General features: G+C 31.2%; 14 protein-coding genes. 7 read left to right on the top strand and 7 right to left on the bottom strand.

Going from position 1 to position 14,538, the window contains the following annotated elements; genetic code table 11:
* Nucleotides 1-229: 229 nt before the first annotated feature.
* The 3 genes from H0I23_RS01365 to H0I23_RS01355 form a co-directional block, all read right to left on the bottom strand.
* A complete protein-coding gene (locus H0I23_RS01365; RefSeq protein WP_216784687.1) occupies nucleotides 230-823 on the bottom strand; it encodes a leucine-rich repeat domain-containing protein in 594 nt (197 codons plus the stop codon).
* A gap of 808 nt (nucleotides 824-1,631) precedes the next feature.
* Nucleotides 1,632-2,147, bottom strand: coding sequence for an ankyrin repeat domain-containing protein (locus H0I23_RS01360; protein WP_216784686.1), 516 nt, complete (start codon nucleotides 2,145-2,147; stop codon nucleotides 1,632-1,634).
* A 65-nt stretch (nucleotides 2,148-2,212) separates the two neighbouring features.
* Entirely contained in the window at nucleotides 2,213-3,739 is a 1,527-nt protein-coding gene (locus H0I23_RS01355; RefSeq protein WP_216784685.1) for a catalase, read from the bottom strand.
* Between the two features lie 96 nt (nucleotides 3,740-3,835).
* Here H0I23_RS01355 and H0I23_RS01350 point away from each other — a divergent pair, with 96 nt between their 5' ends.
* On the top strand, nucleotides 3,836-4,759 hold the full coding sequence (locus H0I23_RS01350) for a LysR substrate-binding domain-containing protein (protein WP_216784684.1): 924 nt from the start codon (nucleotides 3,836-3,838) through the stop codon (nucleotides 4,757-4,759).
* Between the two features lie 41 nt (nucleotides 4,760-4,800).
* Here H0I23_RS01350 and H0I23_RS01345 read toward each other — a convergent pair whose 3' ends face one another.
* The gene (locus H0I23_RS01345) at nucleotides 4,801-5,295 is read right to left on the bottom strand and encodes a YkgJ family cysteine cluster protein (RefSeq protein ID WP_216784683.1); all 495 of its coding nucleotides are present in this window, start codon (nucleotides 5,293-5,295) and stop codon (nucleotides 4,801-4,803) included.
* On the bottom strand, nucleotides 5,295-5,810 hold the full coding sequence (locus tag H0I23_RS01340; RefSeq protein WP_216784682.1) for a DUF2059 domain-containing protein: 516 nt from the start codon (nucleotides 5,808-5,810) through the stop codon (nucleotides 5,295-5,297). Before H0I23_RS01340 ends, H0I23_RS01345 begins: the two co-directional genes overlap by 1 nt.
* Before the next feature lie 64 nt (nucleotides 5,811-5,874).
* On the opposite strand from H0I23_RS01340, the gene H0I23_RS01335 reads away from it, so the two are divergent.
* A complete protein-coding gene (locus tag H0I23_RS01335; protein ID WP_216784681.1) occupies nucleotides 5,875-6,591 on the top strand; it encodes a bifunctional 2-polyprenyl-6-hydroxyphenol methylase/3-demethylubiquinol 3-O-methyltransferase UbiG in 717 nt (238 codons plus the stop codon).
* Nucleotides 6,592-6,650: 59 nt separating this feature from the next.
* The gene (locus H0I23_RS01330) at nucleotides 6,651-7,490 is read left to right on the top strand and encodes a hypothetical protein (protein ID WP_216784680.1); all 840 of its coding nucleotides are present in this window, start codon (nucleotides 6,651-6,653) and stop codon (nucleotides 7,488-7,490) included.
* An 88-nt stretch (nucleotides 7,491-7,578) separates the two neighbouring features.
* Here H0I23_RS01330 and H0I23_RS01325 read toward each other — a convergent pair whose 3' ends face one another.
* Complete coding sequence (locus H0I23_RS01325) at nucleotides 7,579-8,190, bottom strand: fumarylacetoacetate hydrolase family protein (RefSeq protein ID WP_216784679.1); 612 nt, start codon at nucleotides 8,188-8,190, stop codon at nucleotides 7,579-7,581.
* Nucleotides 8,191-8,209: 19 nt separating this feature from the next.
* The gene (locus tag H0I23_RS01320; RefSeq protein WP_216784678.1) at nucleotides 8,210-10,840 is read right to left on the bottom strand and encodes a valine--tRNA ligase; all 2,631 of its coding nucleotides are present in this window, start codon (nucleotides 10,838-10,840) and stop codon (nucleotides 8,210-8,212) included.
* Between the two features lie 187 nt (nucleotides 10,841-11,027).
* On the opposite strand from H0I23_RS01320, the gene H0I23_RS01315 reads away from it, so the two are divergent.
* The 4 genes from H0I23_RS01315 to H0I23_RS01300 all read left to right on the top strand — a co-directional run bounded on the left by H0I23_RS01315 (nucleotide 11,028) and on the right by H0I23_RS01300 (nucleotide 14,536).
* The gene (locus tag H0I23_RS01315) at nucleotides 11,028-11,420 is read left to right on the top strand and encodes a DUF1573 domain-containing protein (RefSeq protein WP_216784677.1); all 393 of its coding nucleotides are present in this window, start codon (nucleotides 11,028-11,030) and stop codon (nucleotides 11,418-11,420) included.
* Nucleotides 11,421-11,564: 144 nt separating this feature from the next.
* A complete protein-coding gene (locus H0I23_RS01310; RefSeq protein WP_216784676.1) occupies nucleotides 11,565-12,767 on the top strand; it encodes a pyridoxal phosphate-dependent aminotransferase in 1,203 nt (400 codons plus the stop codon).
* The gene (gene murB / locus H0I23_RS01305) at nucleotides 12,754-13,770 is read left to right on the top strand and encodes a UDP-N-acetylmuramate dehydrogenase (protein ID WP_216784675.1); all 1,017 of its coding nucleotides are present in this window, start codon (nucleotides 12,754-12,756) and stop codon (nucleotides 13,768-13,770) included. The genes H0I23_RS01310 and murB overlap by 14 nt, the downstream gene beginning before the upstream one ends.
* A 199-nt stretch (nucleotides 13,771-13,969) precedes the next feature.
* Nucleotides 13,970-14,536, top strand: a complete 567-nt coding sequence (locus H0I23_RS01300; RefSeq protein WP_216784674.1) for an RNA polymerase sigma factor — start codon at nucleotides 13,970-13,972, stop codon at nucleotides 14,534-14,536.
* Nucleotides 14,537-14,538: the final 2 nt, after the last annotated feature.

Below are 14,538 nucleotides of genomic sequence, written 5' to 3'. Positions count from 1 at the left end.
CTGCCTATTCTATATAAATTTAAACTAAACCCATTATAAACACAACCCGCAGGTAGCCACTACAATTGGCTATTTAAAATTAGCCGTTCAGCTTATTCATTTTTTTACAATAAACACTCCACAATAAGTTTAGATAGTCTTCTAAACATTTTTTAAGAAGAAATGTGAAAATATAAAAATGGCTGCCCCGAAATTTCAGGACAGCCATATGCATTAAAAACTGCAAAGGTTAAATTACTTCAAACGTAATATTTTCTAAATCGCAGCCACGAAAAATACTATGTTTATTACTTTCAAATTTTTCTGGTAGTATTACTTTATTTAGCTTTTTATTGTTTCCAAAACAATCACCCGTTATATCCGTTAAATGCTCCGGAATGGTTAGCTCTACAAAATCATTCTCTGCAAAACAGTCGTTAGATAAGCTAGTTAAACTTTCTGGCAACTCTAAACTTGTAAGTGCATTGCCTACAAAGCAAAACATAGGTAAAAATTTAATATCAGATTTGAAGACAAGTTTTTCAATTTTGTTTCTTCCAAAAGCACCGCCACCAATTTCCGTTAATTTTGCTGGTATTATTACTTCTTTAATTTCATTTTTATAAAAAACATCTTCACCTAAATGCTCCAGAAAACTCGGTAACGTTACAGATTTAATACCTTTTTCACAAAAAGCTTCTTTAAATATGTAACGTACTGGCTTATCATTTATATAATCTGGTATTACAATATCGGTAGATTTACCTATATAATCTACAATTCCTATACTGTCATCAAATTCTTTAAAAGAGTAATCTTCATTAACTAAATCTAATTGTTCCATAACTATCTAATATTTATATATTAACATTTTACAACTCCTATAGGTTGTAAAAACATCCTTTTTCTTATCTAATGTAAGTGGGAGGTAGTAATCATCAAAAAGTAATTTGTTTTCGTAGCTATTGTTTTCATATTCGTAACTATAAGCATTAATTGTATCTGAATTTATAGAATATAAACATGGGAAATTTACTAAGAATCTTTATTCTATTTATCGTATTTACTGATACAGGGTACTTTCAAAACTCGAATATTGAACTCCTGTCTAATAAAATGTGTTTGAAATTGAATGAAGTTTATTAAGAATAACAATAAAATTCTACTTGAGTTAAATAACGAACATAGCACGACTTACCTTAATAAATCAGATTTAGAAATTGCTTAATTGATTAGTGAACATTTAACAATAGAAACTGCCAAAAACTGCCCTATATTTTCGAGAATAATGCAGAAGGTTTCAAATTCTGAATATAACTGCAAGTAATCAATCTGTTAAAAATATTTCTTAAGAGGTTTGTGATTTTATTGAAAAGAATAAAACACTAAGTTCTTAAGAGCTTGATAAGCTTATTGGTGATACCATATTTGAAATGGTATTGCCCGAAAAAGAATTAATTGAAAAAGAGTAAGGAGAGTTTGGTGGCGAAAATTTTTAAGGAGACTTAAATGGTTATTTAATAGAGAATTGCAACAGCTAGACAAAATTAATAACATATTCAGGCTTAAATTAGCTAAAAAGTAACCTGACCGTATTGTAAAAATACAGTTAAGCCTGAACATATTAACTTTCACAATTACAACTTGTTATTCTAAAACTTTAAGAGTGCTTCTATCTCGTCGTTTCCTTGCATTTGAGCATGTTTTAAAGCCGTATTACCTCTGCTATCTATAATCTCTTTATCTGCCCCTTTTTGAAGTAAATATGTAACAATATCTAAATGACCAAATGTACTCGCATATATTAATGCTGTTGCATTGTTATAATTTTGTTGATTTACATTAGCTCCGTTATCAATAAGCATTTTGGCAATTTCGAAATTACCTTTAAAACAAACCCCCATTAGTGCTGTATTACCAGATACATCTTTAGCATTTATATCAACATTTTTATTTAATAAAAATGTTACTGCCGCAGCTTGGCTGTTATATGTTGACAAAATTAAAGGTGTAAAACCTTTACTATCTACGGCATTTAAAGTGTCATTATTTATACGGTATAATGCTTCTAACGTATCAATACTCCCTTCTCTTGATGCTTCAAAAACTGATTGCGATTGTGCTACAATGCTATAAGTAAAAAAGACTACTATTATTATATATTTCATAATATGAATTTAAAAAAAAGGAAGAAGCATAAAATGCCTCCCCCTTCTTCATGGATGAATAGTTTTTAATTTCTAAAATCTTTAGCAGAAAAGCCTAAAGCTTCAGCTACACGCATTCCGTAGTCTCTGTCTGATTTATAGAAATATGTAATCATTTTCATTTGAATATTTTTATCAGTTACCTGACCTAAATCTCCAGTTAAATTTTTAATTAAATTATCTTTTTGCTGCTTTGTAAGTGATCTGTAAAAATCGCCAGGCTGAGCAAAATCATTTGTTTTTGTAATTTTCTTTTGAGTAATAGTTACATCAGTAAGTGTAGTTTCAGATTGTTTGTACTGCATATCTTCAGCTAAAGTCGATCTGCTACTTGGTTGGTAATTTACATCAGGATTTTCAAACTTTTTATTACCATAACTACTCCAGCTATCTGAATTGTAATTCTTCGGATCTTCTAATGGTTTGTTTATTGTTAATTGTTGAAAATTAGGTCCTAGCCTATGTCTTTGAGTATCAAAATAAGAGAATAAACGCCCTTGTAATAATTTATCTTCTGATGGTTCAACACCTGGTATTAAAGCTCCTGGAGAGAAAGCTATACTTTCTACTTGCTCAAAATAATTTACAGGGTTTTGGTTCAACGTCATTGTACCAATTTTAATTTTTTCAATTTTATCTGCTGGCCAATCTTTAGTAGCATCTAAAGGCCAAAAATCGAAAGAATGAATATCTTCAGGCTTAATCATTTGCACATACAAATCCCACTGTGGGTAATTCTTATCAGCAATATCTTTTCTTAAGCTTACCGTTGCATGTTGCCAATCTTTTCCTTGTTGTACTGCAGCTTCTTCTACAGTTAAATTATGCTCTCCTTGCTTAGATACCCATGAATATTTCACATAGGTTACCTTACCTGCTTTATTAATCCATTTGTAACCATGCACACTACTCCCATTCATAAATTGGTAACCTTTAGGTATTCCTAAATCGGTATACAACCTTGTAAGCATATGTGTTGCCTCTGGTACATTAGAAAAGAAATCGAAAAAACGATTAGGGTCTTGCTTGTTTGTTTCTGGTGATGGTTTTAAAGAGTGAACCATATCTGGGAATTTTATAGCATCTCTAATAAAAAATATAGGTAAGTTGTTACCAACAATATCATAATTACCTTGCTCTGTATAAAATTTAACTGCAAAACCTCTTGGGTCTCTTGCTGTTTCTGGAGATCCTTTGCCATGTATCACTGTAGAAAAACGAGCCGCTAAATCCGTTTTTTTACCTACCTCAGCAAATAATACCGCTCTTGTATATTCAGACATATCTTTAGTTGCTTCAAAATAACCAGAAGCTCCTGCGCCTCTTGGGTGTACTACACGCTCTGGAATACGCTCTCTATCAAAAGCTGCTAATTTTTCTACTAAATGGATATCTTCTAATAAAACTGGACCATATTCGCCAACTGTTTTAGAATTCTGGTTATCTCCAACTGGCGCCCCATTATTCGTAGTCATTAATGTTTCTGAGCCTTTGTTTTGTGCAAAAGTTGCAAGCCCAATCGATAAGGCTATTGCCGTAAATAATAATTTCATCTTCATCTTAATTTTTATGATGGAGCAAATATCTACAGCACCACCTTATTAATCAAATTAATAGTTTTTATATTTGTATTAACAAAATCAATAAGAATGACATTACAACAACTCGAATATGTAATTGCCTTAGACACGTATAGGCATTTTGTAACCGCTGCCGAAAAGTGTTTTGTAACGCAACCAACTATTACTATTCAAGTTAAAAAACTAGAAGACGAAATAGGCTTTACAATTTTTGACAAGAGTAAATCTCCTTTTCGACCGACTGATTTAGGTGAAATGTTTGTTAGAAAAGCAAAAGTTATTTTACGTGAAGTAGGCGAATTGAAAAATATGGTTAGTACTGAGCTTAATAATTTAGAAGGTGAATTTAGAATGGGAATAATACCAACCATATCCCCTTATCTTATTCCTTTAATTTCAGGTTCTTTTTCTGAAAAATACCCTAACTCTATTTTAAAAATTGAAGAAATGCAATCTGAATCTATTATTTCGGCATTGCAGAAAAAAGAAATAGATATTGGCATTTTAGTAACACCATTAAATGAGCCTTTTATCAGAGAGGTTAAACTTTACAACGAGCCATTTGTTTTTTATGGTCAAAAAAATGAAGAACTCGATAATAAGAAAACTATATCGACACAAGATGTTGAATCGTTAAATGATGTTTGGCTTTTAGAAAACGGACATTGCTTTAGAAACCAAGTTTTAAATATTTGTAATAATTCAAACAACAATAAAAGCATTAAATTTCAAAGTGGATCTATTGAAGCTTTAAAAAAAATGGTAGACAATTATGGTGGTTTTACACTGGTACCTGAAATGGCGATTAACAAAAGAGATAGTGGTAGCTGTATCAACTTTAGCGATCCTAAACCAATTAGAGAGGTCAGTATCGTTGTACATCATTCGTTTTCAAAAGATAATTTAATAGAAGCCTTAAGAGTCGAAATTTTAGAAAAAATACCTAAAAATTTTATTAAAAAGAAAAACTTCATGAAAATTAATTGGCGGTAATTTCAAAGACTGAGTTATTTAAAAATAAATACGATTTTCTATTATACTTTTATTCTCTTTTTCATCTCTTCAACAATATTAAAAGCTGCAGGGCAAATAGCTACATTTTTTATAGTTAGATTGCTTATTTGTTGAAACTTTTTACGGTCTGTATGTGGGAACTCTCGGCAAGCTTTTGGTCGCACATCATAAATAGAACAATAATTATCTGCGTCTAAAAAAGTACAAGGTACTTGTTGCAACACATAATCGTTTTCTTCATCTATTCGTAAATATTGTTCAATAAACTGTTGCGGTTTTTGCCTGAATGATTTAGCAATACGCTCTACATCTGAATTTGTAAAAAGTGGCCCCGTAGTTTTACAGCAGTTTGCACAAGTTAAACAATCTGTTCTTTCAAACTCATCTTCATGCAGTTCTTGCATCGTATAATCTAAGTTTTTAGGTGGCTTTTTTTTTAGCTTCGCAAAAAACTTCTTATTCTCGTTTTGTTTGTCTTTAGCTAGTTTTGGTAATTGTTTTAAAAATTCTTCCATTACTTTAATAAGCTAAGCGCTGTTTCATACAAATCTCTACTCCAATTTTCTGAAACTACAGCTATATCTTTTGATAAAACAGGTTGTTTATCAATAATTTTCTTTCCAATTTCTGATTTATAAAAATCATTTAATTTATTTTTTTGATCTTCTGTCATTTTAGATCGATCAGCTGTTAATTGCTTACCAGTAGGACTTCTGTAAAAATCAGCCATTTTTTTTAGTTCTTCTTCTGTGAAGTTTTTTTGATAAACCGGCACAAGTGAACTTGTCATTTCTGCTACATATTTTTCTTTATTATTATCTAAAAATTCCCAACTTTTAGAATTCTCTTTTGTTTTCGGAAATTTATCTTCTAACATTTTCAATAATTCATCGTAAGCAAACTCATATTGTGATGATGTTCCGTTTGAGTTCAAGTAACTAATTACATCTTCGTTATACGTTTTTTCTTGTGCACAACTAGTTATAGTTACCATGAAAAAAATTGCAACTATTTTATTAATAGACATCATCTGTGTAAAATTTATTTTTGTTAGTTATATTATTATCTGATTTTTGCTGCAAATTACGAATTAAATGGCAACTGATATTCTTGGGAAAGCAGTTTTAGACTTTCATAACAAAAAAAGCACTACAGATATAAAAACTTTTTCATCGTTAGATGAGGAAGACTTTATTCCCCTCAACTATTTATTCCGTAATTTTAAAGAAATGCCCTTACTTGAGCAAAAGGCATTGCAAATCTGCAAAGGTAATGTGTTAGATATTGGTTGTGGCGCAGGTAGCCATAGTCTTTATCTGCAAAACAAAGGTTTTGATGTTATTGCACTAGACTACTCTGAAGGTGCTATAGAAGTTTGTAAAGAGCGAGGTCTAAAAAAAGCTATCTGTTCTGATATTTATAACTATAAAGATGAAAAGTTTGATACTTTGCTATTATTAATGAACGGTATCGGTATTGTTGGAAAGTTAGAGTATATCAATAAATTTTTCAACCATTTAAAAACAATCCTAAAACCAAATGGGCAAATTATATTAGATTCTAGTGATATTATTTATATGTATGAAGAAGACGAAGATGGTGGCTATTGGATTTCGGACCAGAATACGTACTATGGAGAAGTAACTTTTACCATGCAATATAAAGATGAAAAAGGAGATGAGTTTGATTGGCTTTATTTAGATTACAATACATTACAAAGAGCCGCAATTGCAAATAATTTTAATTGTGAAATGTTAAAAGAAGGAGAACATTATGATTATTTAGCGAAACTTACTCTTAATTTGCAATAGAACCCTTTTAGGCACGTTACCGTAAATACCTAAAAGACTTAATGTTAAATGATGATGCCATGAAAAAGAGTTATATTGTATTCCTGTTTTTATCCCTTTTATTAGTTTTTAATTGTTCAAAACAAAGTACATCAACAGATACTGATACAGAAAATACTAATACAAATCAATCACCAACAAGTATTGATAAAAATACAAACCTGAAAGATACAGGCACTTCTGCCTCTGATTTATTATCGAACACTGATTTTGACACGTTACTTTTACAAATTGCATATCCTTCTGGCTTTAAACCTACCACACAAGCTGTAGATGATCTAGTTGAGTATTTAACAGAACGTACTTTTAAAGAGAATATAGAAATTGAATATTTAGAAGTGCCTTCTCCTGATAAAGAGAGCTTAACACTTCAAGAAATTGCTGATTTAGAATTAGAAAACAGAACCGCATATAACATCGGAAAAACAATTGCTGTTTATATTTATTTTTCGGACTCACCTTCTGCTGAAGATGAACCTGAAGAAGATTTGGTTACACTAGGTGCTGTTTACAGAAACACATCTATGGTAATGTTTGAATCTACCATTAGAGATTTAGCCGGTAAAAGTGTTTTTATTAATGATGCAACCGTAGAGACTGCAACATTATTACATGAATTTGGTCACCTTTTTGGATTAGTACATATAGCTAATGAAATGGTTAACCCACATGAAGGCATTACTACAGATGAAGACGGAAATGAAATTGGAAATCAACATTGTAATCAAGAAGGTTGCTTAATGCTTGCTGAATTACAATTTGGTTCTGCAATGGCAAAAATGCTTACTGCTAAAAATGGTCAAGTACCTGATTTAGACCCTGAGTGTTTACTTGATTTAAAGTCGTACGGAGGTAGATAATCTTCATTTAATATAAATAAGCTACTTGTATAATAACAAAAAGCCCTATTCTTTAAAAGAATAGGGCTTTTTATTGTTTTGTTATTTACTAAACGGCTTTAGTTTCTAAAACCTTTTTACCTTCTAAATAACCAACCATAACATCCCCTTTATTTATTTTACCAACACCATGCGCAGGTGTACCTGATAAAAGAATATCGCCAGGGTTTAATGTCATAAACATTGAAACGTAAACAATAAAATCGGTAAGAGATGTAATCATCAAAGAACTATTTCCTTTTTGTTTCTCTTCTCCATTTACTTCAAACGAAAAATTAATATTCTGTACATCTGAAAAATCTGCTATTGGAAAAAAAGTAGCTATCGGTGTTGAGCCATCAAAACCTTTACCTAACGCCCAAGGTCCTTTATTTTCTCTACTTGCAGCCATTACGTCTTTAGCTGTAATATCGTTTGATAATGTTACTGCATCAACAAAATCTAATGCATTAGCTACTGTTGCATTTTTACACGTTTTACCAATTCTAAATGCTAATTCTGCCTCATACCAAAGATCATCAGAAAAAGATGGCATTACCAAATCATTGTTATTTTCTAAAAGCGAAGAATCTGCTTTTGTAAAAATTACTGGAGTTACCTTTTCTGATGGCTTTTCACTTACGTCATTAACGTAATTTTTACCAATTGCTATAATTTTCATTTGTATATAATTAATGTTGTTATTGTAAACTTGCTAAACTCTTTTCTAAAGTCTCAATCTTTGCCTCTGCATCAGACTGTTTTTTACGTTCTATTGTTATTACTTGTTCTGGAGCATTACTAACAAAACGCTCGTTTGATAGTTTTTTCTGAACGGACATTAAAAAACCTTTTGTATATTTTAATTCTTCTTGAATCTTTTTTATTTCGGCATCAACGTCAATAGCACCGCTAATTGGTATAAAGTATTCATTACTTTTTACTCTGAATGAAAGTGCCCCTTCTACAGCTTCTTTTACATATGTAATTTCAGAAACATTGGTTAGTTTTTTTATGATAACATCCCAATCGTTCGCTATATCACCTTCATTTAATGCTGAAAGCTCTAAATATTCTTTCATCGGAATATTTTTTTGCTTTCTTATTGTTCTTACTCCTGCTATTACCTCTGCAGCAAAATCAAAACCTGAAATTAAATCTTCATTTATCACAGTAGCTTCTGGCCATTTAGCAATAACTAAAGCTTGGTCGGGCGTACGCTCTGTAATATGTTGCCAGATTTCTTCTGTTAAAAATGGCATAAAAGGATGTAATAACTTTAAATTATCTTCAAAAATTGCAATAACCTCATCAAACGTAGTTTTATCTATAGGTTGTTGGTAAGCTGGTTTTACAATTTCTAATAACCAAGAACTGTAATCATCCCAAACTAACTTATAAATTGCCATTAATGCATCAGAAATTCTGTATTTACTAAAGTGGTCTTCAATTTCTAAAAGTGTTTGAGCAAATTTAGATTTATACCATTCTATTCCTAATTTAGAAGCTTCTGGTTGTGGCAAATCTGCAACTTCCCAACCTTGTACCAAACGGAAACCGTTCCATATTTTGTTTGCAAAGTTTTTCCCTTGCTGACATAATGCTTCATCAAACATTAAATCGTTACCTGCAGCCGAACTCAACAACAAACCAACACGAACACCATCTGCACCATATTGTTCTATAAGGCCTAATGCATCTGGTGAATTCCCTAATGACTTAGACATTTTTCTACGTTGCTTATCACGTACTAAACCTGTTAAGTATACATTTTGAAATGGTTTTTCATCTCTATATTCATATCCAGAAACGATCATACGAGCTACCCAGAAAAATAAAATATCTGGTCCAGTAACTAAATCGTTTGTTGGGTAATAATATTCTATTTCTTTATTTTCTGGTTCTAAAATACCATTAAACACACTAATTGGCCATAACCAAGATGAGAACCATGTATCTAAAGCATCTTCATCTTGCTTAAGATCTGATGCTGATAATGCCTTATTTCCTGTTTTTGCTATAGCTTTTTTTAACGCTTCTTCTTTACTTTCTGCAACTACAAAATCTTCAGCACCTTCTCCATAATAATATGCAGGTATCTGTTGTCCCCACCATAATTGACGAGAAATATTCCAATCACGAACATTTTCCATCCAATGACGGTATGTGTTTTCAAACTTTTTAGGAAACAATTTTACATCTCCTGTTTCTAAAACTGCTTTAATAGCAGGTTCAGCAAGTTGTTCCATTTTTAAAAACCATTGATCTGATAATCTTGGTTCAATTACAGCTTTTGTTCTTTCTGATGTTCCTACTTTATTTAGGTGACTTTCTGTTTTAACTAAAAAGCCTTTTTCTTCTAATTCTTTAGAAATTTCTTTACGTACTACAAAACGATCTTTACCTTCATAATGTAAACCGTGGTGGTTTAACGTTGCATTAGCATTAAAAATATCGATAATTTCTAAATTATGCTTTTCTCCTAGTGCTTTATCATTTATATCGTGAGCAGGTGTAACTTTTAAACATCCTGTTCCAAATTCAACATCAACATATTCATCTTCTATAATAGGTATCGTACGACCGCTTAACGGAACTATCGCTTTTTTTCCTCGTAAATGTGCATAACGCTCATCTTCTGGGTTAATACAAATTGCAGTATCACCTAATATAGTTTCTGGTCTTGTAGTTGCAATAGTAACTTTTTCGTCAGAACCTTCAATTTGGTATTCTAAATAATAAAGTAACCCTTGTTTTTCTTCATGAATTACTTCTTCATCTGAAAGTGTTGTTTGCGCTTCAGGATCCCAGTTTACCATTCTAAAACCACGGTAAATAAGTCCTTTTTCGAACAAATCAACAAAAACTTTAATTACAGAAGCTGACATATTATCATCTAATGTAAACTTTGTACGATCCCAATCGCAGGAACAACCTAATTTTTTTAATTGATCAAGTATTACGCCTCCATATTCATCTGTCCAATCCCAAGCATGTTTTAAAAACTCTTCACGAGTTAAATCGGCTTTATTAATTCCTTGTTCTTTTAATTTTGCCACAACCTTAGCTTCAGTTGCAATTGATGCATGATCTGTACCAGGTACCCAACATGCATTTTTACCCATCAATCTTGCTCTTCTAATTAAAACATCTTGAAGTGTATTATTCATCATATGCCCCATATGTAATACTCCCGTTACATTTGGCGGAGGAATTACAATTGTATAAGGTTCTCTTTCATCAGGCGTAGAATGAAAATAACCATTACTCATCCAGTAATCATACCAATGTTTTTCTACTTTCTGAGGTTCGTATTTTGATGCTATTTCCATATTTTGGTACAGTTTTTGTTTTATAAGTTTTGTATCTTCTAGATGGTTAAAAGATGTGAAATGTTAAATGTTATTCTTTTTATTCATTTTGAAATACGAAACAAAAATAAGTAACGTTATCAGATAACAAAAGAATTTTGAGGTTCATATCAAAATAGTTACATTTGAACCTCACCCAAAACTAAAAATGATGAAGAAAATAGTACTAGTTTTATTTATTGGACTATTAGGGATTAGCCTAAACGCGCAGGAAAAAACTGCAAAAATCAATTTTAAGTCTGACACTGTAGATTACGGAGAAATCCAAAAAGGATCTGACGGAGTTCGTGTATTTGAATTCACAAACACTGGAGATGCTCCATTAATTATTAGCAAAGTTAGTTCTAGCTGTGGATGTACAATTCCTGAAAAGCCAAAAGATCCAATTTTACCAGGTAAAGTGGGTAAGATAAAAGTTAAATATGATACAAACAGAGTTGGTGCTATCAGAAAAGCAATTACTGTAATTTCTAATGCTGACACTCCTACCACTGTATTAAAAATTAAAGGAGAAGTTAAAGATGCTGCAATGGCTCAATAACCAATCTCAATATTATTATTTAAAAGCCCTGACATTTTGTTAGGGCTTTTTTTATAACATTTTTTTTAGCTAAAAAATTAAAATTCCCAATTCACATATTGCCTAGTTAATAATGATTCTGCATTTTTGCAAAAAATATAGCATATGCCAGTAATATCAAAAAAAGGGCTCTCGATGCCTGAGTCTCCAATTAGGAAACTGGTACCTTATGCCGAGGCTGCAAAGCTTAGAGGTATAAATGTTATTCACCTAAACATAGGCCAACCTGATATTAAAACACCTCAAGTAGCGCTTGATGCTGTTAAAAACAACACGATTTCTACACTTAGTTATAGTAAAACAGAAGGCTCTAATGAATACCGACAAAAACTTGCTGCTTATTACTCAAAGCATAATATAAATATATCTGCAGATGATTTACTGATAACCACAGGAGCATCTGAAGCTTTATCATTTGTTATAGGTAGTATTGCTGACAATGATGACGAAATAATTGTACCTGAGCCATTTTATGCAAACTACAATAGTTTTTCGACTGCATTTGGTGTAAAAGTAACACCGATAGTTTCTAAAATAGAAACTGGCTTTGCTTTACCTGAAATTGCTGCTTTTGAGAAATCAATTACCTCAAAAACAAAGGGAATTTTAATTTGTAACCCAAACAACCCAACTGGATATTTATATAGTAAAGAAGAAATACAGCAATTATCTCAACTTGTAAAAAAGCATGATTTATTTTTTATAGTAGATGAAGTTTATAGAGAGTTTGTTTACGATGGCAAAAAACACTACTCCGTATTAGAAGAAGATAATTTAGAACAACACGCAATTGTAATAGACTCTGTATCTAAAAGATATAGTATGTGTGGCGCTAGAATTGGTTGTGTTGTTACTAAAAATAAAGCGTTAAAAAATACAATCCTTAAATTTATGCAGGCGAGATTGTCACCACCAAGCTATGCGCAAATTGCAAGTGAAGCTGCACTAAATACGCCACAAAGCTATTTTGACGAGGTTATTTTAGAATATGTTGAGCGAAGAAATGTACTGATAAATGAGTTAAATAAAATTTCAGGAGTAAAAGTCATAATGCCTCAAGGTGCTTTTTATTGCATTGTTGAGCTTCCTATAAAAAATTCTGATACATTTGCGCAATGGCTTTTAGAAGATTTTTCAGTTAATAATGAAACTGTTATGGTTGCCCCTGCTGCTGGCTTTTATGCTACTGAAGGGTTAGGCAAAAATCAAATAAGAATTGCTTACGTATTAGAAAAAGAAATACTTAAAAGAGCTATTCATATTTTAAGTGAAGCTTTAAAAACATATTATCTTAATGAAAATTCATAAGAATCTATCTTTAAAGAAATATAATACATTCGGTATTGATGTCTGTGCTAAACATTTTTGTGAAATTTCATCTTTAGAAACGTTATCAAAAGCATTACAGCTAGAAGCCTATTCGAATAAATTTATAATTAGTGGTGGAAGCAATATGCTTTTAACTAAAGATATTGATGCTTTAGTACTTTATATAAATATAAAAGGCAAAGTAATAGTTTCTGAAACGGAAGACGATATTATATTAAAAGTTATGGCTGGAGAAAACTGGCATGACTTTGTTTTATGGACTCTTGATCAAAATTATGGTGGTTTAGAAAACATGTCACTAATACCAGGTAAAGTAGGCACCTCTCCTATTCAGAATATTGGCGCTTATGGTGTTGAGCTAAAAGATTCTTTTACATCATGTGAAGCTATGGAAATTAGCACGCAGAAAATAAAAGTCTTCACTAAAGAAGAATGCAATTTTGGATACCGAGAGTCTTTCTTTAAAAATGAAGGAAAAGGAAAATATATTATTGTTTCTGTAAATTTTAAACTCACGAAAAGAAACCATCAACTAAATACATCTTATGGTTCTATAGATAAAGAGTTAGAAGCTAACAATATTACAAACCCTACTTTAAAAGATGTTTCGAATGCTGTAATAGCAATCAGACAAAGTAAATTACCTGACCCAAAAGAATTAGGTAACAGTGGGAGCTTTTTTAAAAACCCAATAGTAGCTGTAAATGTTTTCGAACAGTTTATAGCTAATAACCCAGACGCTCCTTTTTATAAAGTATCAGATAATGAATATAAAATTCCTGCTGGCTGGTTAATTGAAAAATGTGGCTTTAAAGGAAAACGATTTGGCGATGCTGGTGTTCACAAAAACCAAGCCTTAGTACTCGTAAATTATAACAATGCTAGTGGTAAAGAAATAATAGATCTTGCCTATCAAATAATAGAAGAGGTTGAAAAACAGTTCAATATTCGTATATTTCCCGAAGTTAATATTATAAAATAAATAACCCTGGCTAAAAAACCAGGGTTATACCAAACCAAACTAACCAAAAATAAAGTGGGCGATAACCAGTCGCTCACTTATTCGAAATTGAATTTCTAATTGTAACAATCAATTTTATAAATTTGCGTTACTTAATAATTACGTAAGAAAATTCATTTTAGATTTCTCAAACCGTGATTTTTTTTAATTAAACTTTTTCATGAGCGTATTACTTGAAAACCATATTGTTGAACTTCTACAAGAACGTAACGAAAAAGCGATCTCTTTACTTTATGAAAATTATAGCGATACTTTGTTTGGTGTTGCCTATAAAGTTGTAAAAGATGAAGACTTGGCACAAGATGTGCTTCAAGAAAGTTTTGTGAAAATTTGGAAAAAAGCAGATAGCTACGACCCTACAAAAGCAAAACTATTTACTTGGCTATTTCGTATTACAAGAAACACAGCTATAGACAAATTAAGAAGCAGAAAAACAAAAACAGAAAAAGAAATCCAAATAGATGTTTCTGACGTATATAAGTTAGGTATTGATGGTATTAATCCCGATTTTTTAGACATGAAAGAGAATCTATTAAAAATAGATTCTAAATACAAAACTGTTCTTGAAGCTCTTTTTTTTGAAGGGATGACACAACAAGAAGCTAGTGAAGAATTAGATATTCCGCTAGGCACTATAAAATCTAGATTAAAAATTGGTTTACGTGAATTACGTAAAATATACATAGAGCCATCATTAGTTGTATTATTAATATGTTTAATAGGGTGATA

Origin of the sequence: Cellulophaga sp. HaHaR_3_176 (assembly GCF_019021925.1) — a bacterium.
GTDB lineage: Bacteria > Bacteroidota > Bacteroidia > Flavobacteriales > Flavobacteriaceae > Cellulophaga.
This window is presented reverse-complemented; position numbering and strand designations above follow the sequence as displayed.